We start from the raw sequence: 25,219 nt of genomic DNA, 5'->3' as shown, positions 1-25,219 counted from the left end.
GCCGCCGCTCCCCGCCGACCGTAGGGCCAACGCTGAACGTGTCCGCAGATGCACGTGCGCCGCCGAACCACGAGAGCAGGCCCGGCCATGACACAGAGACGGTCCGCATCAGGCCGGCCGCGCAGGTCGGTGCACGACCGCGGGCGGGCCCCGCCGGGACGACCGCAGGAGCCGGTCGGGCCTCACTGGTGTGGCCACGGGAGCCGATTGGGCCTCACCGGTGCGGCCACGGGAGCCGATCGGCCCTCCCCCGGTCCCCGAACGGCCCCTGCCGTCCACCGGAGCGCCGACGGACGCTGAGGGTGACAGCACCGAAAGGATGAAGACGATGACGATCACCACCGCCACCCCCCGCATGGTGCAGGCCCTCTCGGCCGACCACCGCGGCCGGCTGATGGGCATCGCCCGTGAGGTCGACTTCCCCCAGGAGACCCGCCTGTTCAACGAGGGCCGGCGAGCGGACCACTTCTGGATCATCCGTACCGGCACCGTGGCCCTCGACCTGTCCGTCCCGGGCCGACGCGCCGCGATCGTCGAGCGGCTCGGCTTTGGCGAACTGGTCGGCTGGTCCTGGCTGTTCAAGCCGTACATCTGGAAGCTCGGCGCCACCGCCGAAACACCGGTGCGCGCCTACGAGTTCGACGCGACCGCCGTCCGTGCCATGTGCGCGGACGACCCCGAGCTCGGCCGCGAGGTGGGCCGGTGGGTGGGCAACGTCCTCGCCCACCGGCTGCACTCCACCCGCATCCGGCTGCTCGACCTGTACGCGCCCTACGGCAGCGGGGGCCTGCGGTGAACCCCGCCCCGTACCGCGTGAACGCCCGCTGGCCCGAGACGCCCGCCACCGCCACGGTGCGCCTCGACCCCGTCGGTGAACCGCTGCCCGGTTTCGTGCCGGGGCAGTTCGCCCGGATCGGGGGGCGCTCCCTGCCGGTCAGCGCCCTGCCCACGAACGGCGGCCTGGGCGTGACCGCGCGCCGCATCGACGGACCGGCGTACACGACCCGGATCGGTGACCGCCTGGAACTGACCGGCCCGTACGGGAGTGGCTGGCAACTCGAGAAAGCCCTCGGTCATGACCTGCTGATCATCGCGTACGGCATCGGACTCGCCACGCTGCGCCCGCTGATCCGGGACGCGGTCGCCGATCCCAGGGCGTACGGACGCCTGAACGTCCTCATCGGCGCGCCGGATCCGTCGACGCTCATGGCGCGCCACGAAACGGCTCACTGGCCCACCGCGCTCACCGCGCTCACGGTGGACTGCCCCGGCCCCGGCTGGTACGGCGCCGCAGGGCCCGTGCACACGCTCCTCAGCCGGGCCCACTTCGATCCCGGTCACACCACCGCGTTCCTCTGCGCACCCCGCCACCTGCTGCGCGCCACCGCGCAGCAACTCCTGCGCCACGGCCTGCCACCGGACCGGATCGTCACGGGTTCACTCACCGACGGCCGGCCCACCGCACCCGCGCCCATCCGCACCTGGGAAGAATCCGATGCCTGACTCACCGCCCGACGCCAGTTCCCCGTACAAGGTCAGCGACGTGATGACGCACACCGTGATCACCGTCGGCCGCAAAGCCCCGTTCAAAGAGATCGTCGAACTCATCGACGAGTGGAAGGTCAGCGCCCTGCCGGTCCTCGAAGGCAAGGACCGCGTCGTCGGCCTGGTGTCGGAGGCGGACCTGCTGCCCAAGGAGGAGTTCCGCGACGACGATCCCACCCGGATCGATGTCGCACGCCGCCTCGCCGATCTGGCCAAGGCGGGAGCCGTCTCGGCCGAGGAGCTGATGACCAGCCCCGCGGTCACCGTGCACGCCGACGCCACGCTGGCGGAGGCGGCCCGCGTCATGGCCCGGCGCCGCGTCAAACGCCTTCCGGTCGTGGACAACTCCGGTCTCCTGCTGGGAATCGTCAGCCGGGCGGACCTCCTGAAGGTCTTCCTGCGCGAGGACGAGCACATCGCCGACGAGATCCGCGGCACCGTCCTGGCCGAGCTCCCGGCGGTGTCCGAAGTGACCGTGTCCGTCACCGGCGGGGTCGTCACGGTCGGCGGCGCGCTGCGCGACCGGGCGTTGGTTCCCGTGCTCGCGCGGGCGATCCGTGCGGTCGAAGGTGTCGTGGACGTCGAGATGGACGTGACGCAACCTTGAACTCACGGTGCGCACAGGGCCGTTCGGCCCCTGGCACGGGGGCGCGCCCGCACGGCAGTCTCGTTCCGAACTGCCGAACTGCCGAACTGCCGAACCGCCGCAGTGCCGAACCGCCGCAGTGCCGATGCGAGCCACCGACAGCGTCGCCCGTGAGGGAGCCCCGATGAACCAGCCGACCTCCGGCCCACCGAAGACTCCGATACGGGTCTTCCTCCTCGACGACCATGAAGTCGTCCGCCGCGGACTGAGCGACCTTCTCGGCGCCGAGGACGACATCGAGGTCGTCGGTGAGGCCGGCACCGGAGAACAGGCCCTCGTCCGCGGCCCGGCCCTGCGCCCCGATGTCGCGGTCCTCGACGTACGCCTGCCCGACAGCGACGGCATCACGGTCTGCCGCGAACTGCGCTCCCACATGCCGGACTTGGCCTGCCTGATGCTGACCTCGTTCGACGACGAGGACGCACTCCTCGACGCCATCATGGCGGGCGCGGCCGGCTACGTCCTGAAGCAGATCAAGGGCTCCGACCTCGTCTCCGCCGTACGCACGGTCGCCGCGGGCCAGTCCCTGCTCGACCCGGCGACCACGGCCCGCCTCATGCGCACACTGCGCGGCCCGGACGAGACCGCACAGCCGGCCTCCGACCCCCGCCTGTCGGACCTCACCGACCGCGAACACGCCATCCTCGCCCTCATCGGAGACGGCCTCACGAACCGGCAGATCGGCAAACAGCTCTACCTCTCCGAGAAGACGGTCAAGAACCAGATCTCCCGCCTCCTGGCCAAACTGGGCGTGGAACGCCGCATCCAGGCCGCGGTCATGGCGGCCCAGGTACCACCTCAGCCGGACGCTTCCGGCTAGGACGGGCCCGACCGCTCGGGCAGATGACAGGCCCGGCCGCTCGGGCAGCTTCAGCCGGCCGGCACAGGCCTGATCCACAAGACCACCCCGCTGTCACCAACGTCCCCGGACAGCACACCTAGGGCAGATCCGACCCGGAAAGCGGCACCCGCCATTCAAATCGCGCGCCACCCGACTTCCCTGAGCCGACGATCAGTTCGCCGCTGAGCTCCCCGGCCCGCTCGGCCAGGTTCCGCAAGCCGCTCCGCGCGCCTCCCCCGTCCCGTATGCCCACGCCGTCGTCCTCGACCGCCAGCACGAGCAGGCCCTTGCGTACGACGAGCGACACTTCGGCCCGCGTGGCCCGCGCATGGCGGGCCACGTTCGACAGCCCCTCGACCACGACGGCCACCACGTCATCGGCCACCGTGCGCGGCACGTCCGTCTCAAGGAGTCCCTCCATGCGCAGCGCCGGCGTGAATCCGAGGCCCGGCGCGGCCTCTTCGGCCGCCCGCACCAGGCGCATCCGCAGTCCAGGGGGCACTCCGGGCGCCTCGTGCTCGCGCAGCCCGAAGATCGTCGATCGGATGATCTTGATGGTGGTGTCCAGATCGTCCACGGCCCTCTGCAAGCGCTCCACCGCCTCGGGATGCTCCACGAACCGCAGCGCGCTCTGCAGCGTCATCCCGGTCGCGAACAGGCGCTGAATCGCCAGATCATGCAGGTCACGGGCGATACGGTCGCGGTCGGCAAGCAGGCTCACCTGCTCGGCATCACGCCGCCGCTCGGCCAGCTCCAGGGCGAGCGCGGCATGCCCGGCGAACCCCATCAGCGGCGCCGTCGCCACCGGCCCGAAGGCCGGCCGGCCCGCCTCCCGCGCGAGCAGCAGCACGCCCCGTACGCCGTCCCCGGTACTCATCGGCACAGCCACCACCGGGCCCATGCCGTCCCAACGCTCGGGCCGGAACGTCAGCCGCGGATCCTTCCCCACCTCGGTCGTCTCGATCAGGGCCCCCGCGTCGAGGGCCGCGCCCGCAAGCGTCCCGTCCCGGGGCAGCAGCACATTCGCGTGCGCCTCACCGCCCCGGCCCTGCGCAAGCACCGGCTTCAACTCGCCGGAAGGCTGGACGAGTTCGACCACTCCCAGCTCGGCAGAGGTCAGCTGCCGCGCCCGCTCGACCATCAGCTCCAGGACCCGCGCCTCCGGAGCCCCGGACAGCAACTCGCTCGTGACCTCGGCACTCGCCTCAAGCCATCGCTGCTGCAGCCGGGCCTCCTCGTACAGGCGCGCCTTGTCGATGGCGATGCCCGCCGCGACGGCGAGCGTGGAGAGCACGGCCTCGTCCTCGGCATCGAACTGGCCCCCGGACCGCTTCTCCGTCAGATACAGATTCCCGAACACCTTCTCCCGCACCCGGATCGGCACGCCCAGGAACGAGTGCATCGGCGGATGGTGCGCCGGAAACCCGGACGACGCCGGATGCCCGGACAGCTCGGCAAGCCGCAGCGGCTCCGGATTGCGGATCAGCTCGCCGAGCAGCCCGTGGCCGGACGGCAAGTCCCCGATTTCCGCACGGAGTTCATCGCTGATGCCCACGGGCAGGAACTCGTCGAGCATCTGCCCCTGCCCGATCACCCCCAGCGCCCCGTACTCGGCGTCGACCAGGGCCACCGCGGTCTCCACGATCCGCCGCAACACCTGCGCCAGATCCAGCTCACGCCCCACCGAGAGCACCGCTTCGAGCAGCGTGCGCAACCGATCCCGCGTCCCACGTACGGCCCCGATCCGCACCTGTAACTCTTCCAGCAGTTCATCCAGCCGCAAGCGGGCCAACTGCCCGGGCTCCCGCGCCTGCTCTTCGCCCATCGACGCCTCCCCCGGTGCGGCCGCGACGAACCACGAAGCTCAACGTAGCCGGAGAAGCTCACCGGTGGCCCGCTCGCGGCCGAGAAGGTACGACTGCAGGCAGCGGGCCCCTTGCCTGCGGACGGCACAGGCTGAGCGCGTACGAGCGTGAGGAGCATGTAGCCCTCGACCGGGGTACTCGGGTGACATGAATACTCACCACCCGCACGACACCGGCCAAGGCGTCGGTTCGATGGAACGCGGCACTCCGCACCGGCTTGCGGCACGTCAGCGGATGTGGCTGCAGGCATGGACGGCGCTCTCCGTCCTGGCCGCCCTGTGGTCGCTGGCCTGGGCAATCGGCTGGATCACCGGCGCAGCCGACAGCCTGGCCTTCGCCGTGGCCGGCCTTCTCATCCTTGGCGCTGCGCTGTGGGCCCGGCGCTCAGCGATACGGAACTCTCCGCCGCGTCACCTGTGACGAGACGGCTTCACTGTCCTCTGACGCATCCGTCGTGCGGACGCCGCCGGCACGCATGAGGTCCTCGTGGCCGCACAAGACCACGAGGACCTGACTCACGATCGCCTCGTCACACCGTCTCAGCGTCTCAGCGTCTCAGCGTCTCAGCGGCGCACGCGCGGCATCCCGAGACCGATCCAGGAGATGATCTCCCGCTGGATCTCGTTGTTGCCGCCGCCGAAGGTGAAGATCACGGCGCTGCGGTAGCCGCGCTCCAGCTCGCCGTGGAGCACCGCCCCCGCCGAGCCCTCCTTGAGCGGGCCTGCCGAGCCCACGACCTCCATCAGCCAGGCGTACGCGTCCCGGCGCGCCTCGGATCCGTACACCTTGACGGCCGAGGCGTCCTGCGGGGTGAGCGTGCCGTTCTGGACGGCGTTCACCATCTGCCAGTTGAGCAGCTTCATCGCGTCGAGCTTGGTGTGCGTCATCGCGAGCCGCTTGCGCACCCAGCCGAGGTCGAGCACACGCCGGCCGTCGGCGAGCTTGGTCTCCTCGGCCCACTTCTGTACGTCGTGCAGGGCCCGGATCGCCATGGTGCCGTGGGCGGCGAGCGTGACGCGCTCGTGGTTGAGCTGGTTCGTGATCAGCCGCCAGCCCTTGTTCTCCTCGCCGACCCGCCGGCTGACCGGCACCCGGATGTTCTCGTAGTAGCTGGCCGTGGTGTCGTGCGAGGCAAGGGTGTTGATGATGGTGCAGCTGTAGCCGGGGTCGCTGGTCGGCACGAGCAGCATGGTGATGCCTTTGTGCGGCGGCGCGTCCGGGTCGGTGCGCACGGCGAGCCACACCCAGTCCGCGGTGTCGCCGTTCGTCGTCCAGATCTTCTGCCCGTTGACGACGTACTCGTCGCCCTCCCGTACGGCCCGGGTCTTGAGCGCGGCGAGGTCCGTCCCCGCGTCGGGCTCGCTGTACCCGATCGCGAAGTCGATCTCCCCGGCCAGGATCTTCGGCAGGAAGTACGACTTCTGCTCCTCGGTGCCGAACTGCATGATCGTCGGGCCGACGGTGTTCAGACCCATGATCGGCAACGGCACATTGGCCTGCGCGGCCTCGTCGAAGAAGATGAACTGCTCCATGGGGCTCAGCCCACGGCCGCCGTACTCCTTCGGCCAGCTCACGCCGAGCCAGCCGTCGCGGCCCAGCCGCCGGATCGTCTCGCGGTAGTACCGCTTCTGCTCGGCCGGGTCCTCGTACCGGGAGTAGGCGTTGTCCGGCACCAGCTCGGCGAAGTACGCACGCAGCTCGGCGCGCAACTGCTGCTGCTCAGGCGTGTATTCGAGGTGCACGGCCCCTCCTGGATCTGGCTGTCCTTGGCGGCGCACACAGTAGAACTTGTTTCAGTAATGGGGAAGAGACAGCGACACACGGGCTGCCTCTTTCCCCTTCTTTCCGCTGCGTAGGATGCGAAGAGCGCCTGCCGAGCGCTGACAGGAACCATGAATCGCCCCTCACATACTTCCCTCACACACGCCCCTCACGAGGAGTCCCGATGAGCCTGTACGACATCCCGCTGCGCACCCTCACCGGCGCGGACACCACCCTGGCCGACCACAAGGGCAAGGCGATCCTGCTCGTCAACGTGGCCTCCCGCTGCGGCCTCACCCCCCAGTACGAGGGCCTTGAACGCCTCCAGAAGCGCTACGCCGACCGCGGCTTCACGGTCATCGGCGCCCCGTGCAACCAGTTCGGCGCCCAGGAGCCGGGCACGGCCGAGGAGATCGAGACCTTCTGCTCGACCACGTACGGCGTGACCTTCCCGCTCCTGGAGAAGCTGGACGTCAACGGCGCCTCCCGCCACCCCCTGTACACGGAGCTGACGCAGACGGCGGATGCGGAGGGCGAGGCGGGCGATGTCCAGTGGAACTTCGAGAAGTTCCTGATCAGCCCGTCCGGCGAGATCCTGGGCCGCTTCCGCCCGCGTACGGAACCGGAAGCGGAGGAGCTCGTGGCGGCGATCGAGGCGGCACTGCCCGCCTGATCCCCGCCCGACGGAGCCGCCCCGGCCGCGGGACCGGGGCGCCCGGTAGCCGACCGACCGGCACGAACGGACGGGCCGTCACGGCCCGTCCGGCATCTCGATGGCGAGCCCCTCTGTCGCCCAAGGGCCGATCCAAGACTCATCGGACAGCTTCAACGAGTTGATGGCCTCGGTTGCTCCGCGCTCCGACCAGCTCCGCCCACTCAGCCAGGACTCGAGCCACTGAGGGAAGGTCAGGTCCAGTTTGTAGCGGTCTCCCTCTTCCCACCACCACATCTGGCCGTCAGGGTGGCGGCAGTCGAGCAGGAACCACTGCGCGCACCCCATGTCGCAGAAGAACAGCACTCCGGCGGGGGGCGGCGGTGGGTCCTCGGGATCCAGCCTGGCCGTGAGGTACTCGACATAGCCGTCTAGCATCCCTTCGTCCTCAAGCGCACAAATGCCGCCGAAAGGACCGATCCCACCGTCGGCCATCTCCAGATATATGCGCCGCACCAGAGGGGGCATCGGACGACCGACGATGCGTTCAAAATCCTCTACTGCCGCCAAGGCAGCGGGACCGGGGAGCGGGAGCTGTTGTGGGAAGTCAGTCGGCCGCCCTTCCCTCACCCGGGCTTCGACGGCATCGAACAGTTCGTCATCAGTCATGTGGGCGCTCCTCTTGGCAGTGCGCACATCCTCCAGGACCCCACTGACACTTCACCCGGCACGGTGTGCAGCAGCGAAGAGCAGCAACTGCTCGCGCAAGATTACGCACCGGGCGTGGCAGGGTTCGGAGCAGCGCACGCAACTTCGAGAAGTTCCTGATCAGCCCGTCCGGCGAGATCCTGGGCCGCTTCCGCCCGCGTACGGAGCCGGAGGCGGAGGAGCTGGTGGCGGCGATCGAGGCGGCACTGCCCGCCTGATCGACCCACCACCGAAGGCGCCGCACTCACCGAGTCGGCGCCTTTCGCATGTACGCGCTACGTGCGCAGGAACGGCTTCAACGCCTCGGCGAGATGGGGGAGTTCGGCAAGCACGGCGGGTGTGGCGTACTCATGATCGGCGTAGTCGAATCCCGGGGTGACGACCTCCGCGACCAGCGCATGGCGCGCGCCGCCGAGCAGCCTGCTGGCCTTCCACCATCCTCCCGGCACGGGTAGGAACAGGGCTGCGCCCCCAAGCCGGGACCGGGTGAGGCCGCCCTCCGGATCCACGGTCACATACTCGACGGGCCCACCGTCCAGCAGGAAGTGCAGGATGTCGCTGCGGTTGCGATGCAGCAGTCCGGCCGGCTGGGACTCGTCGAGCAGGTAATAGATCGAGCTGGCAAGCGGACGCTCGCCCCGCGGCCCGGGAGTCGCGTGAGAGCTGGTGTATATACGCCGAAAGTAGCCGCCTTCCCCATGGGGCTCCAGCTCGAGCTCACTGCGCCAGTCGTACGTGCTGTCCTGCATAGGCTTGGTCTCCTCCGCGTCACGTCAAGGCCAGTGGTGTCATGGTCGGTCCGGCACCTTGATGATGAGTCCCCGCGTCACCCAGGAGCCCCGCCGTCACCTATCGGCAGCCGCTACGGTGCCGGCGGCGGGCTGCGCGCACAGGACCGCGAGGTCATCCGCGCGACCGTGGACGATTCCTCTTCCCCCGCGCACAGCGCTACCGACACGGCCGGTACTCCGCCGAAGGCTGCTGCTTCGACGCCCACGACCACACTGCGATGCGCTGCGCCGGGTCCCGCTGGATCTGGACAAGTCCTAGCAATAGCCGTCCACTCCGGACCGGGCTCGCGGAGCGAAGTTGGGGAACGGATGACCTGCGTGGTCGGCGGCAGCAGATCGCAGGACATCGAGAGCGGTGCAGCCTGGATAGCCCCGGAAACTCACATAGGCCCTGCGGTGGTAGCAATTCCAGTAGCTCACGACCCGCCGCTCGATGCGGGCGAAATAGGCAGGGTTGTCCGCGAGGAATCGCCCGTAGGTGAGGTGCCCAAGGGTGTCTGGCGCTGCGAGATCAAGAAGTTCATCGCGGATGACACACACAATCTCAAGAACGTACTCGCCGACCAGCTGCACGACGAACGGAACGACCCAGGGGTCCACAGATCCGACCACCTTTTCCAGGTGCCGCTGCCTGACCCTCCCGTCGCAATGGCGTGTGTACAAGCAGTGCAGCAGCTGGAGTTGACTCGAGGACAGCGAGGCCACTACGTCAGCCGACGGCTCGTCGTGGTAAATCCGCCCGGGGATGGCGACCCGCTGGTCCTGCACAACGACCGAGAACGGGAACGTCGACAGATGGCTCGGCGCAGGCATGACGGCGAGCACTGCCCGGGCATCGTCGGCGAGTTCAGACGGGAACGCCGCGCTCAACGCATCGTTCATCACCAATGGCGACCGCACTAGCCGATCATAAGGGCCGCAGCCATGGGTCAGGCTTCGGCTCTGCCCGTCGTCGCGGACCACCTATGGGATCTTGAGACCACGAGCGGGCCGTGGCAGGCTCGTGCCGCATGATCGATGAGTTCGCGAAGGACAACCTGCACAGCAGACTGCGGCGGGACCGCGAGGCGCTGCTCTGGAAACTCGACGGCTTGTCCGAATACGACGCCCGCCGGCCTTTGACCGTGACCGGAACCAACCTCCTCGGCCTGGTCAAACACGTGGCGACCGTCGAAGCCAGGTACTTCGGCGAGGTCTTCGACCGCCCTTCCCCGGAACCGCTCCCCCGGTGGCAGGACTCCGACGGCAGCGATCAGTGGGCGGCCGAGGACGAGACCCGCGATCAGATCATCGCGTTCTACCGACGCACGTGGGAACACTCGGACGCGACGATCGACGCACTCCCCCTCGACGCCCCCGGCCACGTGCCGTGGTGGTCGGAGCCGTACCCCAACACGAACCTGTTCGCCGTCATGCTCCATGTCCTCAGCGAATCCGTCCGGCATGCCGGGCACGCCGACATCCTGCGCGAAGGCCTCGACGGCCGGACCGGGTTGCGCGCCGAATACGAGCAGCAGATCGACGAGGAATCCCGCGCAGCCCACTACGCGAAGATCGAGCGGGCCGCCAGGTCGGCCGCACCGATCAAGGGCTAGAGGTCGGCTCACGTGACTTGATGTTCTCGCGGCGAGAAACCGGTCGTCGGCATCTCCCTCCCGGAAACAGAGGCGTCGTGAGCAACCGGCGCATGGTCATCCACGTCTTCTTGCACGGCGAAAGCGGCTCGCGGCCGGAGTTCAAGAAGCCCTGGACGCGCACGCGCGCGTTCCCGCCGCACTGAGAACTCGAGCAACAGGTGCCCGCGCGGCCCGCCGGCAAAGGTCCGAGAGTCCATCGAGGACACGGAGCGAGCGCAGGCGAGCAAGAGGGGGAAGGGATGACCACGCCCACGCCGACCAATTGCCCCATTTGCAATGGGCCGATGCCCTGCCTGAAGCATTTCCGCGCATACGCCGCTGCACGGTCCCGGCACGTCGGCACGTCGCCCAAGGCGGCCCGGGAATGCAGGAACCCGCTGGCCCGGACCTGTCTCGTCGGCGTGCGCCTGGCATGATCCGTACGTGAACGGTGAACAGGGGCAGGGCCGCTTCAAGTACGTGCTCTTCGACGTGGACGGCACACTCATCGACGCGGTGAGCAACCAGCGTCGGGTGTGGGCGAGTTGGGCCGAGCGGTACGGGCTTGACGCGGACGAGGTCTATCGCGTGGCGCTGCGGACGCGGCCGATGGAGACGTTCGCCGAGGTTGCTCCGGGGCACGACGCGCACGAGTGCCTGGCCGCCCTGCACGCGCTGGAGGACGAGGACGTCCGCACCGGGGTGTACGCGGCGTTCGACGGCGCCGCCGACCTGCTGCACGCCCTGCGCGCGGGGACCTGGGCCCTCGTGACCTCGAACTACGAGCACCGGGTGCGCGGCCGCTTCCAGCGGACGGGGCTGCCCCTGCCGGAGGTGGTCGTGGACGCGGCGGCGGTCGAGGAAGGCAAGCCCTCCCCCGTTCCCTATCTCCAGGCCGCCGCGCTGCTCGGCGCCGCGCCGGCGGAGTGCCTGGTCATCGAGGACGCCCCGTCAGGTGTGCGGTCCGGGCTCGCGGCCGGGATGACGGTGTGGGGCGTGAACACCGCGATCGCGGTCGACGGCGTCCATCGCCACTTCGCCGAGCTGCGCGAGGCCGTCCCGCACATCCTGGCCGCGCTGCCCGACCCTCAGCGCACCCTCAGGCCGCAGGCCTCTTGATGAAGACAGTGATCTCGATGGCCTGTCCGGCACCCCAGCTCGGCGCCATCGTGCTGACCGCCTCCCAGCCGTCGCGGCCCAGCTCGTTGAGGTCACGCTCGATCTGCTCGTAATCGAAGCCCTTCATGCCGAGCTTGTACTTCAGCACCTTGTGCTCCCACTGCGTGGCCATACGCGAGGTTCCTTTCCCTGGCCGGCACGGGACCGACGACCATCGCGGCCCGAAGCCGAACGCGACCCGGCGCCGAACTCGCCACCGAACTCGGCACCGAACTCGGCACCGAGCCCGCACGCTACCCACCGCACCGCGCGACCCCCGGCTTGTCGCTCCTGGCGTGTCACCGCCCCATGCCAGACTCCCCGTATGACCACCGTCGCCCAGCTCCGCAAAGCCGCTCTCGGACTTCCCGAGGTGGAGGAGGGCACGCATTTCGGGATGGTGTCCTTCGCCGTACGGGGGAAAGGCTTCGCCTCCGTCACCAAGGACGGGCAGGTCCAGCTGCAGCTCCCGGACGCCGCCGCCGAGGAGGCCGTCGCCGCGCACCCGAGCGGCGAGCGTCTCGAGCGGATGGGCAAGCCGATCGGGTTCCGCGTGCCGCTCGAGGACATCAACGGCAAGGACCTCAACGCCCTCGTCTACGCCTCCTGGGCGCACCGGGCCCCGAAGCGCCTCGCGGCCACGCTCACCGACGCGCAGACCGCCGCGGAGGGGCCGGTCGCCGGCTTGCTGACCAGAATCGGCAAACCGGCGACGCGGGCGCTGCTCGTCGCAGGGATCACGAACCTCGAGGAGGTGGCGGGGCGTTCGGCCGCCGAACTGCTCGCTCTGCACGGCGTCGGGCCGAAGGCGGTCAGGATGCTCGGCGAGGAACTACGGGAGCGCGGGCTCGACTTCCAGCAGTGACCGCCCGTCGCCCGGTCCACAGGTACCGGTCCGCGAGGGCCTTACGCCTTACGGAAGATCAGGAACCCCTGAGGCGTCTTCTCCGGGAACGGCCCTTCCTCCTCCCGCTGCTTGACCACCCGCATCCGCTCCTTGAACCCCGCAGCCCGCAGCAGCTCGGCCACCACCTCGGGCGTGCGGCGGTGGAACGTCAGGTCGAAGGTGTGCCCGAGCGCCTCGGTGAGCTTCATGGGCTCCTCGCCGATCTGGAAGCCGAGCAGGAAGTGACCGCCCGGCTTGAGCACGCGGTGGAACTCCGCGAACGCATCCGGCAGTTGGGCGTCGGGGACGTGAATGACCGAGTACCAGGCGAGGGCCGAGCCGAGGGACTCGTCCGGAAGGTCGAGTCCGGTCATCGAGCCCTCGACGAAGCGGAGTTCGGGGTGACGCTTGCGTGCGGCGGCCAGCATGCCCGGCGAGAGATCGATCCCGAAGACGTCGGCGCCGAGTCCGGTGAGGTGGGCGGTGACCCGGCCGGTCCCGCAGCCGACGTCGGCCATCGGGCCCTGCCCCGCGGCCAGTTCGGCAAAGCAGGCCAGCACGGACCGCTCCACAGGCTTGACGGCGAGCTCATCGGCCGCCCACTCCGCATAGGCGTCGGAGATGGTGTCGTACGAGTCTCTGGTCGTGGTCAGGAAGCCCGGTTCAGTCATGAACCGGGACCCTATCGCCGACCCCCGCCCCCGCCCGGAGGCAGGGTCCGCGTCAACGTTTCACGTGCAACATCCACCCATACGGGAAGATTGCCCGACTGGCGCCCACGGGTCAGTACGCGCACCAGACGTCACAGATTGGCCACCGCACCTTCATAACTCCTTCACGAACACCTGGTCCGCAATAGCGTCACTCCCCCGTAAACACCTCAGGGGGAACCATGAGCCACCCGTACCCGCCCACGCCGCCGCCGGGAGCCGGCCACCGGCCCGCACCAAAGTGGGCGCGCAAGCGAGTCATCCTTCCTGCCCTCGGCGTTGCCTTCATCTTCGGCGCCGTCATCACCAGTGCCGGTGACACCACGGCCACGAACGATGCCAAGCCTGCGGCAGCCAGCCCCGGCCCTACTGTCACCGTCACAGCGACCGCCGATCCCAGCGCCGAGCCCGCGCCGACCGTCACCAAAACCGTGAAGGCGACAACCACGGTGCGCGCCACCGTCACCGTGACAGCAGGGAGTGGTGGCTCCGCGGACGACAACTCCGACAGCGGCAGCGGAGGCGGCAGTGTGTACTACGCCAACTGCAGCGAGGCGCGCGCCGCCGGAGCCGCACCCGTACACCGCGGCGATCCCGGATACGCCGGCCACCTGGACCGCGACGGCGACGGTATCGGCTGCGACAGCTGAGCCGAATTGCCGACGTCGTCCGCGACCGCACCCGTGTGACGATCAAGACGGAGAACTTCGGGTCCGTCTGGACCGATGCCGTGCAGGCGCCAGAAGGCGCCCTCGCGACGAACGAGAGGGCGCCTTCCTAAGTCACCGCAACTACGCGTGCCCGCCAGGGAACTCCACCTACCGAATCGGCATCCCCGACAACGTCCGCGCGATCACCAGACGCTGGATCTCGCTCGTGCCCTCGAAGATCGTGTAGATCGCCGCGTCCCTGTGCATCCGCTCGACCGGGTACTCGCGCGTGAAGCCGTTGCCGCCGAGGATCTGGATGGCCTGGCCCGTGACCTTCTTGGCGGTTTCGCTCGCGTAGAGCTTGGACATCGAGCCCTCGGCGTTCTCGAACTTCTTACCCGTCGTCGCCATCCACGACGCGCGCCACACGAGCAGACGGGCCGCGTCGATCTGGGTGCGCATGTCGGCCAGCTGGAAGGCGACGCCCTGGTTGTCGATGATCGGACGGCCGAACTGCGAGCGGGTCTTGGCGTATTCGAGGGCTTCCTCGTAAGCGGCGCGGGCCGTGCCGACCGCCATGGCGCCGACGGCGGGGCGCGAGGCCTCGAAGGTGGCCATGGCCGCGTTCTTCACGCGCTCGCCGCCGCTCTTTGCGCGCTCACGGGCGCGGGCGAGGCGCTCGTCGAGCTTCTCCTTGCCGCCGAGCAGGCAGTGGCCGGGGACGCGGACGTTCTCCAGGACGACCTCGGCGGTGTGCGAGGCGCGGATGCCGTGCTTCTTGAACTTCTGCCCCTGCGCGAGGCCCGGGGTGTTCGGCGGCACGATGAACGAGGCGTGCCCCTTCGAGCCGAGCTCGGGGTCGACCACCGCGACGACCACGTGGACGCTCGCGATACCGCCGTTGGTCGCCCAGGTCTTGGTGCCGTTGAGGACCCACTCGTCCTTGGCCTCGTCGTAGACCGCGCGCGTGCGCATCGCGGCCACGTCGGAGCCCGCGTCCGGCTCCGAGGAGCAGAAGGCCGCGACCTTCACGTCATTGGCGTCGCCGTACATCTGCGGAACCCAGGTGCCGATCTGCTCCTCGGTGCCGTTGGCGAGGACGCCGACCGCCGCGAGGCCCGTGCCGACGATCGAGAGCGCGATGCCGGCGTCGCCCCAGAAGAGCTCCTCCATCGTCATCGGGATGCCGAGGCCGGTCGGGTCGAAGAACTGCTGGGCGTAGAAGTCGAGCGAGTAGATGCCGAGCTTCGCGGCCTCCTGGATCACCGGCCAGGGGGTTTCCTCGCGCTCGTCCCACTCGGCGGCGGCGGGGCGGATCACATCGGCGGCGAATCCGTGGAGCCAGTCCCTGACCTCCTTCTGCTCGTCGTTCAGCTCCATGGTGAACTCGGCCATGACCCCTCCAGCGCTGCACTGCCCAGGCTGCACTGCCCAGAACTTTGTTACTTGCGGTAACGAGAGTCTGTTACTCGTGAGTAAGGGCTGTCAACTCCCGGCAGCCAGTTCGATGCCGGGGTACCCCGGGGTGTTACGTTGCGCGTGCGTCACCGAATCTGCACGGGCGGGGAGTAACTATGGAGACCACTGGGCGGACCGATCAAGAGCGGTCGGCCGAACGACGCCGCCGTGAGCTGCTCGAAGCAGCGGACCGGGTCGTGTTGCGGGATGGTCCCGGCGCCTCCATGAACGCCATCGCCGCGGAGGCGGGGATCACCAAACCCATTCTCTACCGTCACTTCGGTGACAAGGGCGGCCTGTACAAGGCCCTCGCCGTACGGCACACCGACGCTCTGCTCGACGCCCTGCGGGCCGCGCTCGACGCACCCTCGGCGCGGCGGGAGCGGGTGGAGGCGACGCTCGACACGTATCTCGCCGCGATCGAGGCGAATCCGCAGGTCTACCGCTTCTTGATGCACCCCGCCGAGGGCACCTCGCAGGGCGAGGGCGCCTTCGACGTGGGGCTCCACTCCGCTCCCCTGCTGCGGCGCCTGGGCGAGGAGCTCGCCGAGGTGATCGAGGAGCGGGTGGACCTCGGGCCGGAGAGCGCGCTGCTCTCGCGGGTGTGGGGCCATGGAATCGTCGGGATGATGCACGCGGCCGGGGACTGGTGGCTGGGCGAACGCCCTTGCTCCCGGGCGCAGTTGGTGCGGAGTCTTGCGGATTTGTTGTGGGGGCGGCTGGCTGCGGCCGGGGACCGTGTGGGCGGGCCCGGGTTCTAGGGCGTACGGGGCCGTGGTGCGGCGCTCAAGCAAAGGCGGCGTAGCCGTGGGTGGGCACGGCAAAGGTCAGGCCCCACGCCCCCAAGACGCACGCCGCGCCTGACGCAGTACCCGACCCCGTCTGAAGCGGTCGAGGCGCTGCGGGTAGACCATCCCCTCCAAGTGGTCGCACTCGTGCTGCAGGCAGCGGGCGAAGAAGCCCGTGCCCTGGATGCGGACCGCCTCGCCGTGGCGGTCGACGCCCTCGACCACCGCGTAGTCGAAGCGCGGCGTTCCCGCCTCGAGGCCGGGCAGCGACAGGCAGCCCTCGGTCCCGCGGACGGTAACGCCGCCCGTCTCGATCAGGCGCGGATTGATCACGTGGCCGAGATGGCGGTTGTCCTCGTCGTCCGGGCAGTCGAAGACGAACACCCGCAGACCGACACCGACCTGGTTGGCCGCGAGACCCACGCCGGGCGCCGCGTACATCGTCGCGAACATGTCCTCGATCAGCCGGTCGAGTCGGGGCCCGAACTCGGTGACCTCTGTGCAGGGTGTGTGCAGAACCGGATCGCCGAGCAGAGTCATCGGCCGTACGCTTCCCGAGCTGCCCGGGATGGAACCATGTCGCATCCCGTAAGCGTACGTTTCGGGGAAGACCGGCACCCGTGCACGATCGCTGTGGTGGCGCCGTGCAGGGCCGCGGAGGGATCTCGGTAGGCTGGCCCGGACCAGTGCCGAGGGCAGGCGCGGCACACGGTGCAAGGAGGAGCAGGAACGATGGCAGGACACCCAGGCAGCGCGGAGCCGTTGTCGCCCCGGTCGAAGCTCGCCGTGACGGCAGGCAAGGCGGCCGCGGCGGTCTCGCGGGCGGCCGGCCGCGGCAGCGGATCGGTGATCGGCGGCCGGGTGGCTCTCAAGCTCGACCCCGACCTCCTGAGCCGGCTCGCCACCCACCTCGATGTGGTGCTCGTCTCGGCGACCAACGGCAAGACCACCACGACGCGGCTGATCGCCGAGGCGCTGGGCGCCGCCGGTCCCGTCGTGTCCAACGCGCTCGGCGCGAACATGCCGGCGGGCATCACCTCCGCCCTGGCCGGTGGTTCCGACGCCAAGTTCGGTGTGATCGAGGTCGATGAGAAGTACCTCGCCGGCGTGGCCCGTGATGTGACGCCGAAGGCCATCGCGCTGCTCAACCTGTCGCGTGACCAGCTCGACCGCGCCGCCGAGACCCGGATGCTCGCCGAGAAGTGGCGCGAGGGTCTGTCCGGCTCGAAGGCCGTCGTGGTCGCCAACGCCGACGACCCGCTGGTCGTCTGGGCCGCGTCCTCCTCGCCGAACGTCGTCTGGGTCGCCGCCGGTCAGGAGTGGAAGGACGACGCCTGGTCGTGCCCCTCCTGCGGTGGTGTGATGCAGCGCCCCGGCGACGACTGGTTCTGCGGCGAGTGCGGCTTCCGCCGGCCCCAGCCGAGCTGGGCGCTCTCCGGTGACTACGTCCTCGACCCGCACGGCTCCGCCTGGCCGATCCACCTGCAGCTGCCGGGCCGCGCCAACAAGGCCAACGCCACCAGCTCGGCCGCCGTCGCCGCCGTCTTCGGTGTGCCGCCGCAGGTCGCCCTGGAGCGGATGTACCGGGTCCAGGCGGTCGCGGGACGCTATGACGTGGTGAACTTCCTCGGCCGCGACGTGCGCCTGCTGCTCGCGAAGAACCCGGCCGGCTGGCTCGAGACCTTCTCGTTGATCGACCCGCCGCCGACCCCGGTGATCCTCTCGGTGAACGCGCGCGGAGCCGATGGCACCGACACCTCCTGGCTGTGGGATGTCGACTACACGCGCCTGGCCGGCCACCCGATCTTCGTGATCGGCGACCGCCGGCTCGACCTCGCGGTCCGCCTCGAGGTCGCGGGTCTCGACTTCCGCGTCTGCGACACCGTCGACGAGGCCGTGCAGATGGCGCCGCCCGGACGGATCGAGCTGATCGCCAACTACACCGCGTTCCAGGACGTACGCCGCCGCGTCGGCAACTGACCCGCTTAAGGACTGACGAACATGAGCGACAACAGCCTGCGTCTGGTGTGGGTCTACCCCGACCTGCTGTCCACGTACGGCGACCAGGGCAACGCCCTCGTCGTCGAGCGCCGCGCCCGTCAGCGCGGTCTCAATGTCGAGCGCTACGACGTGCGCAGCGACCAGCCGGTGCCCACCTCCGGCGACATCTACCTGATCGGCGGCGGCGAGGACCGGCCGCAGCGGCTCGCGGCCGAACGGCTGCGCCGCGACGGCAATCTGCAGCGGGCCGCCTCCAACGGCGCGATCATCTTCTCGGTCTGCGCCGGCTACCAGATCCTCGGCCACGAGTTCATCAACGACCTCGGCCAGCGCGAGCCCGGCCTCGGTCTGCTCGACGTCATCTCCACGCGCGGCGAGGGCGAGCGCTGTGTCGGTGACGTGCTCGCCGACATCGACGCACCGCTCGGGCTCCCCCAGCTGACCGGGTTCGAGAACCACCAGGGCATCACCCACCTCGGCCCGTCCGCGAAGCCCTTCGCACACGTGCGGCTCGGCAAGGGCAACGGCACCGGCGACGGCACCGAAGGCGCGTACAACGACACCGTTTTCGGGACGTATATGCACGGACCCGTGCTCGCCCGCAACCCGCAGATCGCCGATCTGCTGCTCAAGCTGGCGCTCGACGTGAACGCGCTGCCGCCCACGGACGACCGCTGGTACGAGGCGCTGCGCAACGAACGGATCGCCTCGGCGACGCAGCCCGCCTGACAGCCTGTGAACCGGCCTGTCCGACAGCAGGTGAATTCGTAGGGAACTCCAACGTCCGCCTTACGGACTCGATTCGGCCCCGTCACATCCCACTAGTAGGGTGACGGGGTCTTGTCGTCCGGACAGCGTGGTCCGGTCATCCGTCCACGTTGCAAAGGTTCTTGGGCCATGCGTATTGGTGTCCTCACCTCCGGCGGCGACTGCCCCGGCCTGAACGCGGTGATCCGCTCGGTCGTGCACCGCGCCGTCGTCGACCATGGCGATGAGGTCATCGGCTTCCACGATGGGTGGAAGGGCCTCCTCGAGTGCGATTACCGCAAGCTCGATCTGGACGCGGTCAGCGGCATCCTCGCCCGCGGCGGCACCATCCTCGGCTCCTCCCGCGTCCGTCCCGAGCATCTGCGGGACGGCGTCGAGCGGGCCAAGGGGCATCTGGCCGAGCTCGGTCTCGACGCGATCATCCCGATCGGCGGCGAGGGCACGCTCAAGGCGGCCCGGCTGCTCTCCGACAACGGTCTGCCCATCGTGGGCGTGCCGAAGACCATCGACAACGACATCGCTGTCACCGATGTCACCTTCGGATTCGATACGGCGGTGGGCGTCGCGACCGAGGCGCTCGACCGTCTGAAGACCACCGCGGAATCGCATCAGCGCGTCCTGATCGTCGAGGTCATGGGCCGGCACACCGGCTGGATCGCGCTCAACTCCGGCATGGCGGCCGGCGCCCACGCGATCGTGGTGCCCGAGCGGCCCTTCGACATCGAGGAGTTGGCGACGCGCGTCGGTGCGCGTTTCGAGGCGGGCAAGAAGTTCGCGATCGTGGTCGCCGCCGAAGGCGCCAAGCCCCGCGAAGGGTCGATGGAGTACGACGAGGGCGGCAAGGACATCTACGGCCATGAGCGCTTCGCCGGCATCGCGCGCCAGCTCTCCATCGAGCTGGAGCAGCGCCTCGGCAAGGAGGCCCGGCCGGTGATCCTCGGTCATGTGCAGCGCGGCGGCACCCCCACCGCGTACGACCGCGTCCTCGCCACCCGCTTCGGATGGCACGCCGTGGAGGCCGTGCACCGCGGCGAGTTCGGGATGATGACCGCACTGCAGGGCACGGACATCATCATGGCGCCGCTCGCGAAGGCCGTCGAGACGCTCAAGACGGTGCCGGACGAGCGGTACGCCGAGGCGGAGTGCGTGCTCTGACCTCACCCCGCCTCGCCCTGTGAGCTCCACTCGTTCGCAGAGGTGACCGCCCCCGGCCGCAGACGTGGCCGGGGGCGGTTCTACTCTGGTGCGGACAACGGGCACGAATCAGGAGCGAGCGGATGGATCACAGCGGACACGGCACGATGACGGACCTGCCGCCGTTCACGCTGGGACGAGGTCTTCAGCCGTCGTTCGACGCGTTCTTCGCCATCGGCTGCCTGCTCGCGCTGCTCCTGTACGGGTACGGCGTGCTGCGTCTCGTCCGGCGCGGCGACCGGTGGCCGATCGGCCGCGCGGTCTCCTTCGTGATCGGCGTCCTGTCGATCGCGCTGGTGATGTGCACGCAGCTGAACGACTACGGCATGGTCATGTTCAGCGTGCACATGGTGCAGCACATGGTGATCAGCATGCTGTCGCCGATCCTGCTGCTGCTCGGCGCCCCGATCACGCTGGCGCTGCGTGCGATGCCGGTGGCGAGCCGACGCGGGCGCAAGGGTCCGCGCGAGCTGCTCCTGATGCTGCTTCACAGCCGCTACATGAAGGTGGTCACGCACCCCGCGTTCACCATCCCGATGTTCATCGCGAGCCTCTACGGGCTGTACTTCACGCCCCTGTTCGACTTCCTGATGGAGTCCAAGCCGGGCCATATCGCGATGATGCTGCACTTCCTCGCCGTGGGTCTGGTGTTCTTCTGGCCGATCATGGGCGTCGACCCGGGACCGCACCGCCCCGGATATGTGATGCGGATGCTGGAGCTGTTCGCGGGCATGCCGTTCCACGCGTTCTTCGGGATCGCGCTGATGATGGCGACGGAGCCGATGGTCGGCACGTATATGCACCCGCCCGCCTCGCTCGGCATCGACGCGCTCGCCGACCAGGAGGCCGGCGGCGGTATCGCCTGGGCGTTCAGCGAGATCCCTTCGGTCGTCGTCCTGGTGGCGCTGCTCTTCCAGTGGCGCAAGTCCGAGGAACGCGAGGCCAAGCGCAAGGACCGCGCCGCGGACCGTGACGGGGACAAGGAGCTCGAGGCGTACAACGCGTATCTGGCCTCGCTCAACGCCCGTAGCCAGCAGTCCTAGCGGGGCGTCCCGAGCGTCGCGGGAAATCCCCCGGCACCCGGGAACTCCTCCCCCACGTTGCCCGTTGAACTCGATGAAGCCCCGCAGCGTCCCCCGTCTGCGGGGCTTCACCAGTGCCGTGGACCTTGTCGTGTGGCGGTGCCCGATCTTCGCCGAATGCTGGCGGAAACCGCCCCCGACGAGGGACGATGGCCTCAGCGAAGGAGCCCGGGCATCGGTCCGGCCTGGCGTGAGAGGGTGTCGCGATGCCCGGAACCACGAAGGCGATGGGAGTGCTCACCGTCGGTGCGTTGGTCACGGTGACCGCGTACACGGTGGCACTCGGCAGCAACGGCTGGCTGTGGTTCGGCTGGGTCGTCCTGGGACTGCTCACGCTGGCGATGGTGGTGTCGCGCAACTCCTGAGATCACTTCCCGTAGTTGCTCTGATCATGGCTCTGACCAGGCGTGATGCCAGTCGGTCAGGATTCGAGAAGCCTTCCGGGGTGGGCCGTGGATAGCTTGGCGGCCAGGAGATCCCACCACCTCAGGAGACATCGTGAGCAGCTCTGCAACCCAAGGCATCAAGACCGTGCTGCACCCCGTCGCCGACCTGGCGAAGGCCAAGGACGTGTACACCGCGCTCCTCGGCGTGGCACCGATGGTCGACGAGCCGTACTACGTCGGATACGAGACGGGCGGCCAGCACATCGGTCTGGTCCCGGGCGGCGGCCCCCAGGGCATGACCTCGCCGGTCGCGTACTGGCAGGTAGCCGATCTCGGCGCGAAGCTCGCCGAGCTCACGGCCGCGGGAGCGACCGTCACGGAAGCGCCGCACGAGGTCGGCGGCGGACGTATCGTTGCCGCGGTGACCGACGTCGACGGAAACGTGCTCGGCCTGCTGCAGGACTGAGCCGGCCCGCCTGCCGTCCGCGGCGATCGACGCACACCAGGCGACCATGACGGGCCGAATGCGGGCCCGCCCGGAAGATGGAGAACAAGCAGACATGGCCACGCGGAAGAAGGCGCAGTCGCCCGCGGTGCATGCCGCCGACACCCACGACATGATCCGGGTGCACGGTGCGCGTGAGAACAACCTCAAGGACGTCAGCATCGAGATTCCGAAGCGGCGCCTCACGGTGTTCACCGGTGTCTCCGGTTCCGGGAAGTCGTCCCTGGTTTTCGACACGATCGCCGCGGAGTCGCAGCGGCTGATCAACGAGACGTACAGCGCGTTCGTGCAGGGCTTCATGCCCACCATGGCGCGGCCCGAGGTCGATGTGCTCGACGGTCTGACCACCGTCATCAGCGTCGACCAGCAGCGGATGGGCTCCGACCCGCGCTCCACCGTGGGCACGGCGACGGATGCCAGCGCGATGCTGCGGATCCTGTTCAGCCGCCTCGGCAAGCCGTATTTCGGTCCGCCCGGGGCGTTCTCCTTCAATGTCGCCTCGGTTTCCGCGAGCGGCGGCTTCACGGTCGAGCGCGGCGCGGAGAAGACCAAGACGGAGAAGGTCAGCTTCAACCGCACCGGCGGTATGTGCGTCAACTGCGAGGGCCGCGGCAATGTCTCGGACATCGATCTCGCCCAGCTCTTCGACGACAGCAAGTCGCTGAACGACGACCCGTTCACCATCCCCACGTACACCGGGGACGGCTGGGTCGTACGGATCATCCGCGACTCCGGGTTCTTCGACCCGGACAAGCCGATCCGCCGCTACACCAAGAAGGAGCGGCACGACTTCCTGTACCACGAGCCGACCAAGGTGAAGATCAACGGCGTCAATCTGACGTACGAGGGTCTGATCCCGAAGATCCAGAAGTCCTTCCTGAACAAGGACCGCGAGTCCATGCAGCCGCACATCCGGGCCTTCGTGGACCGTGCGGTCACCTTCCAGGTCTGCCCGGAGTGCGACGGCACCCGGCTCACCGCAGGGGCGCGCTCGTCGAAGATCAAGGGCATCTCCATCGCCGACGCCTGCGACATGGAGATCCGCGACCTGGCGGAGTGGGTGCGGGGGCTCAAGGCACCGGCGATCGCTCCGCTGCTCGCCGCGCTGCAGCAGGCGCTGGACTCGTTCGTGGAGATCGGCCTCGGCTATCTCTCGCTGAACCGGCCGGCGGGCACTCTGTCCGGCGGTGAGGCGCAGCGCGTCAAGATGATCCGGCACCTCGGCTCCTCGCTCACCGATGTCACGTACGTCTTCGACGAGCCGACCATCGGTCTGCACCCGCATGACATCCAGCGGATGAACAACCTGCTCCTGCGGCTGCGCGACAAGGGCAACACCGTGCTCGTCGTGGAGCACAAGCCGGAGGCGATCGCGATCGCCGACCATGTCGTGGACCTCGGTCCCGGCGCCGGCACGGGCGGTGGCACGGTCTGCTTCGAGGGCGATATCGAGGGCCTGCGCGCCAGCGACACGGTCACAGGGCGCCACCTCGACGACCGGGCCGCGGTGAAGGACACGGTGCGCAAGCCGACCGGCAAGCTGTCGATCCGGGGCGCCGGTGCGAACAATCTGCAGGACGTCGACGTCGACATCCCGCTGGGTGTGCTGACCGTGGTCACGGGTGTCGCCGGTTCCGGCAAGAGCTCGCTGATCCACAGCTCGATCCCCACCGACGAGGGTGTCGTCTCGGTCGACCAGAGCGCGATCCGCGGCTCGCGGCGCAGCAACCCGGCCACGTACACCAGTCTCCTGGAGCCGGTGCGCAAGGCCTTCGCCAAGGCCAACGGGGTCAAGCCGGCGCTGTTCAGCGCCAACTCCGAGGGCGCGTGCCCGACGTGCAACGGCGCGGGGGTGATCTACACGGACCTCGCGATGATGGCGGGTGTCTCGACCACCTGTGAGGACTGCGAGGGCAAGCGGTTCCAGGCCTCGGTCCTGGAGTACAAGCTCGAAGGCAAGGACATCAGCGAGGTTCTCGCGATGCCGGTCTCCGAGGCGGAGAAGTACTTCTCCGAGGGCGAGGCGAAGATCCCGGCCGCGCTGAAGATCGTGCAGCGGCTCCAGGACGTCGGTCTCGGCTACATCACCCTCGGCCAGCCGCTGACCACGCTCTCCGGCGGTGAGCGCCAGCGTCTGAAGCTCGCCACGCACATGGGCGACAAGGGCGGGGTGTACGTCCTCGACGAGCCGACCACGGGTCTGCATCTCGCGGATGTGGAGCAGCTGCTCGGTCTGCTCGACCGGCTCGTGGAGTCCGGCAAGTCGGTGATCGTGATCGAGCACCACCAGGCCGTGATGGCGCACGCCGACTGGATCATCGACCTCGGTCCCGGCGCCGGCCACGACGGCGGAAAGATCGTCTTCGAGGGCACGCCCGCGGAGCTGGTCAAGAAGAAGACGACGCTGACGGGTCAGCACCTCGCGGAGTACGTGGGCGTCTGACCTCGATCGATGGGTACGGGGAGGGGCCGGCGGCTCCTCCCCGTACCCGTGTCCCTGGGCGTCAGAAGTCGAAGACCGGATCCGTCATGGCATGCCGCAGGCAGTCGTTCGCATACGTCCGGTGCCAGGCGATGTCCTGGCCGCGGTGGGTGCCCGCGGCCGTCACCGTCACCGGGTCGTACTCCTTGGTGCACAGCGGATCCTTGCCCGGCAGCTCGTCGAGGTCACCGTCCACCGCGTCGATCGCCGCGCAGGCCTCGGCGGCGTGCGGATGGTGACCGGACGGCTCGGGGGCGCACATCAGCTTGAGACCGCGGATCCAGGTGTTGTCCGAGCCCGAGACGGTGAGGAAGACACCTGGGCGCGGCGCCGGTTCGGGGTCGTCGGCCGGGGCCGCGTGTGCGGGGATGGTGGTGGCCAGGGCTGCGGCCAGCGTGACGAGCGCGGCGACGTGGTGACGCATCGAACCTCCGGGGCGGGGAAGGCTTGGGGGATCTTCATGACTCCCCGTCAGCGCACCCGACCCGCACGGCCGGGCCAAGCGGCCGCGCCGTGACGTCCTCCGGATGAGTTGACGGCTGCTGCCGACTGTGGCGCTCGATGGGAGGGGTACGGGTGCTCCGCAACGGTCCGCAGGGATACGGCACGGTCACCAAGCTCCTGCACTGGCTGGTGTTCACCGCCCTGGCCGTGCAGTTCGCGATCGGCTACACGATGGATCCCGACGACTCGGGCCGTGGACGCGGCCGGGGGCGGGGCCGGGGC

Annotated in this window: 28 protein-coding genes and 1 pseudogene; 19 read left to right on the top strand and 10 right to left on the bottom strand. The window is 69.1% G+C overall.

Annotated elements, in window-relative coordinates; genetic code table 11:
* Positions 1-328: 328 nt before the first annotated feature.
* The 4 genes from G6045_RS24330 (at position 329) to G6045_RS24315 (ending at position 3,011) form a co-directional block, all read left to right on the top strand.
* Positions 329-796, top strand: a complete 468-nt coding sequence (locus G6045_RS24330) for a Crp/Fnr family transcriptional regulator (protein ID WP_165334204.1) — start codon at positions 329-331, stop codon at positions 794-796.
* Positions 793-1,503 (top strand): ferredoxin reductase domain-containing protein, encoded by a 711-nt coding sequence (locus G6045_RS24325; RefSeq protein ID WP_165334203.1) that lies wholly within the window; start codon positions 793-795, stop codon positions 1,501-1,503. The genes G6045_RS24330 and G6045_RS24325 overlap by 4 nt, the downstream gene beginning before the upstream one ends.
* On the top strand, positions 1,496-2,152 hold the full coding sequence (locus G6045_RS24320; RefSeq protein ID WP_165334202.1) for a CBS domain-containing protein: 657 nt from the start codon (positions 1,496-1,498) through the stop codon (positions 2,150-2,152). Before G6045_RS24325 ends, G6045_RS24320 begins: the two co-directional genes overlap by 8 nt.
* Before the next feature lie 163 nt (positions 2,153-2,315).
* On the top strand, positions 2,316-3,011 hold the full coding sequence (locus tag G6045_RS24315; RefSeq protein ID WP_165334201.1) for a response regulator: 696 nt from the start codon (positions 2,316-2,318) through the stop codon (positions 3,009-3,011).
* Between the two features lie 118 nt (positions 3,012-3,129).
* On the opposite strand, the gene G6045_RS24310 is transcribed toward G6045_RS24315, so the two are convergent.
* Positions 3,130-4,857 carry a sensor histidine kinase gene (locus G6045_RS24310; RefSeq protein WP_165334200.1) on the bottom strand — a complete coding sequence of 576 codons (1,728 nt, stop codon included), beginning with the start codon at positions 4,855-4,857 and terminating at the stop codon, positions 3,130-3,132.
* Between the two features lie 187 nt (positions 4,858-5,044).
* On the opposite strand from G6045_RS24310, the gene G6045_RS24305 reads away from it, so the two are divergent.
* On the top strand, positions 5,045-5,317 hold the full coding sequence (locus G6045_RS24305; RefSeq protein ID WP_165334199.1) for a hypothetical protein: 273 nt from the start codon (positions 5,045-5,047) through the stop codon (positions 5,315-5,317).
* Between the two features lie 143 nt (positions 5,318-5,460).
* Here G6045_RS24305 and G6045_RS24300 read toward each other — a convergent pair whose 3' ends face one another.
* Positions 5,461-6,639, bottom strand: coding sequence for an acyl-CoA dehydrogenase family protein (locus tag G6045_RS24300; protein WP_165334198.1), 1,179 nt, complete (start codon positions 6,637-6,639; stop codon positions 5,461-5,463).
* Positions 6,640-6,842: 203 nt separating this feature from the next.
* Between G6045_RS24300 and G6045_RS24295 the strand changes: the two genes are divergently transcribed.
* Entirely contained in the window at positions 6,843-7,331 is a 489-nt protein-coding gene (locus tag G6045_RS24295) for a glutathione peroxidase (protein ID WP_165334197.1), read from the top strand.
* 78 nt (positions 7,332-7,409) lie between these two features.
* On the opposite strand, the gene G6045_RS24290 is transcribed toward G6045_RS24295, so the two are convergent.
* The gene (locus G6045_RS24290; protein ID WP_165334196.1) at positions 7,410-7,979 is read right to left on the bottom strand and encodes an SMI1/KNR4 family protein; all 570 of its coding nucleotides are present in this window, start codon (positions 7,977-7,979) and stop codon (positions 7,410-7,412) included.
* A gap of 140 nt (positions 7,980-8,119) precedes the next feature.
* On the opposite strand from G6045_RS24290, the pseudogene G6045_RS24285 reads away from it, so the two are divergent.
* Positions 8,120-8,236: pseudogene (locus G6045_RS24285) on the top strand (glutathione peroxidase); the annotation flags it as partial.
* A 57-nt stretch (positions 8,237-8,293) separates the two neighbouring features.
* On the opposite strand, the gene G6045_RS24280 reads toward G6045_RS24285, so the two are convergent.
* Together G6045_RS24280 and G6045_RS24270 are read right to left on the bottom strand one after the other, a co-directional pair.
* Positions 8,294-8,767 carry a cupin domain-containing protein gene (locus G6045_RS24280; RefSeq protein WP_165334195.1) on the bottom strand — a complete coding sequence of 158 codons (474 nt, stop codon included), beginning with the start codon at positions 8,765-8,767 and terminating at the stop codon, positions 8,294-8,296.
* A 297-nt stretch (positions 8,768-9,064) separates the two neighbouring features.
* On the bottom strand, positions 9,065-9,691 hold the full coding sequence (locus G6045_RS24270) for a hypothetical protein (protein ID WP_165334205.1): 627 nt from the start codon (positions 9,689-9,691) through the stop codon (positions 9,065-9,067).
* Between the two features lie 128 nt (positions 9,692-9,819).
* Here G6045_RS24270 and G6045_RS24265 point away from each other — a divergent pair, with 128 nt between their 5' ends.
* Both G6045_RS24265 and G6045_RS24260 read left to right on the top strand, forming a co-directional pair.
* Positions 9,820-10,404 (top strand): DinB family protein, encoded by a 585-nt coding sequence (locus G6045_RS24265; RefSeq protein WP_165334194.1) that lies wholly within the window; start codon positions 9,820-9,822, stop codon positions 10,402-10,404.
* A 465-nt stretch (positions 10,405-10,869) separates the two neighbouring features.
* A complete protein-coding gene (locus tag G6045_RS24260; RefSeq protein ID WP_165334193.1) occupies positions 10,870-11,544 on the top strand; it encodes an HAD-IA family hydrolase in 675 nt (224 codons plus the stop codon).
* Here G6045_RS24260 and G6045_RS24255 read toward each other — a convergent pair.
* Positions 11,525-11,716 (bottom strand): DUF4177 domain-containing protein, encoded by a 192-nt coding sequence (locus G6045_RS24255; protein ID WP_165334192.1) that lies wholly within the window; start codon positions 11,714-11,716, stop codon positions 11,525-11,527. The two genes, G6045_RS24260 and G6045_RS24255, sit on opposite strands and share 20 nt — an antisense overlap.
* A 192-nt stretch (positions 11,717-11,908) precedes the next feature.
* On the opposite strand from G6045_RS24255, the gene G6045_RS41600 reads away from it, so the two are divergent.
* Entirely contained in the window at positions 11,909-12,448 is a 540-nt protein-coding gene (locus G6045_RS41600; RefSeq protein WP_165334191.1) for an MmcQ/YjbR family DNA-binding protein, read from the top strand.
* 41 nt (positions 12,449-12,489) lie between these two features.
* Here G6045_RS41600 and G6045_RS24245 read toward each other — a convergent pair whose 3' ends face one another.
* Positions 12,490-13,140 carry a class I SAM-dependent methyltransferase gene (locus G6045_RS24245; RefSeq protein ID WP_165334190.1) on the bottom strand — a complete coding sequence of 217 codons (651 nt, stop codon included), beginning with the start codon at positions 13,138-13,140 and terminating at the stop codon, positions 12,490-12,492.
* A 221-nt stretch (positions 13,141-13,361) separates the two neighbouring features.
* Between G6045_RS24245 and G6045_RS24240 the strand changes: the two genes are divergently transcribed.
* On the top strand, positions 13,362-13,829 hold the full coding sequence (locus G6045_RS24240; protein WP_165334189.1) for an excalibur calcium-binding domain-containing protein: 468 nt from the start codon (positions 13,362-13,364) through the stop codon (positions 13,827-13,829).
* Between the two features lie 168 nt (positions 13,830-13,997).
* Here the strand turns inward: G6045_RS24240 and G6045_RS24235 are convergent, their stop codons facing one another.
* A complete protein-coding gene (locus G6045_RS24235; protein ID WP_165334188.1) occupies positions 13,998-15,224 on the bottom strand; it encodes an acyl-CoA dehydrogenase family protein in 1,227 nt (408 codons plus the stop codon).
* 179 nt (positions 15,225-15,403) lie between these two features.
* On the opposite strand from G6045_RS24235, the gene G6045_RS24230 reads away from it, so the two are divergent.
* Positions 15,404-16,048 carry a TetR family transcriptional regulator gene (locus G6045_RS24230; protein ID WP_165334187.1) on the top strand — a complete coding sequence of 215 codons (645 nt, stop codon included), beginning with the start codon at positions 15,404-15,406 and terminating at the stop codon, positions 16,046-16,048.
* Between the two features lie 66 nt (positions 16,049-16,114).
* Here G6045_RS24230 and def read toward each other — a convergent pair whose 3' ends face one another.
* Entirely contained in the window at positions 16,115-16,660 is a 546-nt protein-coding gene (def, locus tag G6045_RS24225; protein WP_165334186.1) for a peptide deformylase, read from the bottom strand.
* Between the two features lie 147 nt (positions 16,661-16,807).
* Between def and G6045_RS24220 the strand changes: the two genes are divergently transcribed.
* The 7 genes from G6045_RS24220 (at position 16,808) to G6045_RS24190 (ending at position 24,454) form a co-directional block, all read left to right on the top strand.
* On the top strand, positions 16,808-18,055 hold the full coding sequence (locus G6045_RS24220; RefSeq protein WP_165334185.1) for a Mur ligase family protein: 1,248 nt from the start codon (positions 16,808-16,810) through the stop codon (positions 18,053-18,055).
* A 21-nt stretch (positions 18,056-18,076) separates the two neighbouring features.
* Positions 18,077-18,805 (top strand): type 1 glutamine amidotransferase, encoded by a 729-nt coding sequence (locus G6045_RS24215; protein WP_165334184.1) that lies wholly within the window; start codon positions 18,077-18,079, stop codon positions 18,803-18,805.
* Between the two features lie 168 nt (positions 18,806-18,973).
* Positions 18,974-19,999: a 6-phosphofructokinase gene (locus G6045_RS24210; RefSeq protein ID WP_165334183.1), complete on the top strand. Its 1,026-nt coding sequence runs from the start codon at positions 18,974-18,976 to the stop codon at positions 19,997-19,999.
* Positions 20,000-20,121: 122 nt separating this feature from the next.
* Positions 20,122-21,081, top strand: coding sequence for a cytochrome c oxidase assembly protein (locus G6045_RS24205; protein ID WP_165334182.1), 960 nt, complete (start codon positions 20,122-20,124; stop codon positions 21,079-21,081).
* A gap of 245 nt (positions 21,082-21,326) precedes the next feature.
* Complete coding sequence (locus G6045_RS24200; RefSeq protein WP_165334181.1) at positions 21,327-21,485, top strand: hypothetical protein; 159 nt, start codon at positions 21,327-21,329, stop codon at positions 21,483-21,485.
* A gap of 133 nt (positions 21,486-21,618) precedes the next feature.
* Positions 21,619-21,972 (top strand): VOC family protein, encoded by a 354-nt coding sequence (locus G6045_RS24195; protein ID WP_165334180.1) that lies wholly within the window; start codon positions 21,619-21,621, stop codon positions 21,970-21,972.
* A 94-nt stretch (positions 21,973-22,066) separates the two neighbouring features.
* Positions 22,067-24,454 carry an ATP-binding cassette domain-containing protein gene (locus G6045_RS24190; RefSeq protein WP_165334179.1) on the top strand — a complete coding sequence of 796 codons (2,388 nt, stop codon included), beginning with the start codon at positions 22,067-22,069 and terminating at the stop codon, positions 24,452-24,454.
* Positions 24,455-24,515: 61 nt separating this feature from the next.
* Here the strand turns inward: G6045_RS24190 and G6045_RS24185 are convergent, their stop codons facing one another.
* Positions 24,516-24,917 carry an SSI family serine proteinase inhibitor gene (locus G6045_RS24185; protein WP_165334178.1) on the bottom strand — a complete coding sequence of 134 codons (402 nt, stop codon included), beginning with the start codon at positions 24,915-24,917 and terminating at the stop codon, positions 24,516-24,518.
* Positions 24,918-25,219: the final 302 nt, after the last annotated feature.

It is taken from the genome of Streptomyces mesophilus, assembly GCF_011044995.1.
Taxonomy (GTDB): domain Bacteria; phylum Actinomycetota; class Actinomycetes; order Streptomycetales; family Streptomycetaceae; genus Streptomyces; species Streptomyces mesophilus.
The sequence above is the reverse complement of the archived record's forward strand: the minus strand, read 5'-3'. Positions and strand labels throughout refer to the sequence as shown.

Excerpts from the sequence above, each read along its gene's own strand:
- G6045_RS24255 (WP_165334192.1), bottom strand. The coding sequence starts at position 11,716 with ATGGCCACGCAGTGGGAGCACAAGGTGCTGAAGTACAAGCTCGGCATG.
- G6045_RS24245 (WP_165334190.1), bottom strand. The coding sequence starts at position 13,140 with ATGACTGAACCGGGCTTCCTGACCACGACCAGAGACTCGTACGACACC.
- def (WP_165334186.1), bottom strand. The coding sequence starts at position 16,660 with ATGCGACATGGTTCCATCCCGGGCAGCTCGGGAAGCGTACGGCCGATG.
- G6045_RS24295 (WP_165334197.1), top strand. The coding sequence starts at position 6,843 with ATGAGCCTGTACGACATCCCGCTGCGCACCCTCACCGGCGCGGACACC.
- G6045_RS24215 (WP_165334184.1), top strand. The coding sequence starts at position 18,077 with ATGAGCGACAACAGCCTGCGTCTGGTGTGGGTCTACCCCGACCTGCTG.
- G6045_RS24320 (WP_165334202.1), top strand. The coding sequence starts at position 1,496 with ATGCCTGACTCACCGCCCGACGCCAGTTCCCCGTACAAGGTCAGCGAC.
- G6045_RS24290 (WP_165334196.1), bottom strand. The coding sequence starts at position 7,979 with ATGACTGATGACGAACTGTTCGATGCCGTCGAAGCCCGGGTGAGGGAA.
- G6045_RS24190 (WP_165334179.1), top strand. The coding sequence starts at position 22,067 with ATGGCCACGCGGAAGAAGGCGCAGTCGCCCGCGGTGCATGCCGCCGAC.
- G6045_RS41600 (WP_165334191.1), top strand. The coding sequence starts at position 11,909 with ATGACCACCGTCGCCCAGCTCCGCAAAGCCGCTCTCGGACTTCCCGAG.
- G6045_RS24305 (WP_165334199.1), top strand. The coding sequence starts at position 5,045 with ATGAATACTCACCACCCGCACGACACCGGCCAAGGCGTCGGTTCGATG.
- G6045_RS24235 (WP_165334188.1), bottom strand. The coding sequence starts at position 15,224 with ATGGCCGAGTTCACCATGGAGCTGAACGACGAGCAGAAGGAGGTCAGG.
- G6045_RS24205 (WP_165334182.1), top strand. The coding sequence starts at position 20,122 with ATGGATCACAGCGGACACGGCACGATGACGGACCTGCCGCCGTTCACG.
- G6045_RS24315 (WP_165334201.1), top strand. The coding sequence starts at position 2,316 with ATGAACCAGCCGACCTCCGGCCCACCGAAGACTCCGATACGGGTCTTC.
- G6045_RS24280 (WP_165334195.1), bottom strand. The coding sequence starts at position 8,767 with ATGCAGGACAGCACGTACGACTGGCGCAGTGAGCTCGAGCTGGAGCCC.
- G6045_RS24265 (WP_165334194.1), top strand. The coding sequence starts at position 9,820 with ATGATCGATGAGTTCGCGAAGGACAACCTGCACAGCAGACTGCGGCGG.
- G6045_RS24200 (WP_165334181.1), top strand. The coding sequence starts at position 21,327 with ATGCCCGGAACCACGAAGGCGATGGGAGTGCTCACCGTCGGTGCGTTG.
- G6045_RS24220 (WP_165334185.1), top strand. The coding sequence starts at position 16,808 with ATGGCAGGACACCCAGGCAGCGCGGAGCCGTTGTCGCCCCGGTCGAAG.
- G6045_RS24185 (WP_165334178.1), bottom strand. The coding sequence starts at position 24,917 with ATGCGTCACCACGTCGCCGCGCTCGTCACGCTGGCCGCAGCCCTGGCC.
- G6045_RS24330 (WP_165334204.1), top strand. The coding sequence starts at position 329 with ATGACGATCACCACCGCCACCCCCCGCATGGTGCAGGCCCTCTCGGCC.
- G6045_RS24210 (WP_165334183.1), top strand. The coding sequence starts at position 18,974 with ATGCGTATTGGTGTCCTCACCTCCGGCGGCGACTGCCCCGGCCTGAAC.
- G6045_RS24270 (WP_165334205.1), bottom strand. The coding sequence starts at position 9,691 with ATGAACGATGCGTTGAGCGCGGCGTTCCCGTCTGAACTCGCCGACGAT.
- G6045_RS24230 (WP_165334187.1), top strand. The coding sequence starts at position 15,404 with ATGGAGACCACTGGGCGGACCGATCAAGAGCGGTCGGCCGAACGACGC.
- G6045_RS24240 (WP_165334189.1), top strand. The coding sequence starts at position 13,362 with ATGAGCCACCCGTACCCGCCCACGCCGCCGCCGGGAGCCGGCCACCGG.
- G6045_RS24310 (WP_165334200.1), bottom strand. The coding sequence starts at position 4,857 with ATGGGCGAAGAGCAGGCGCGGGAGCCCGGGCAGTTGGCCCGCTTGCGG.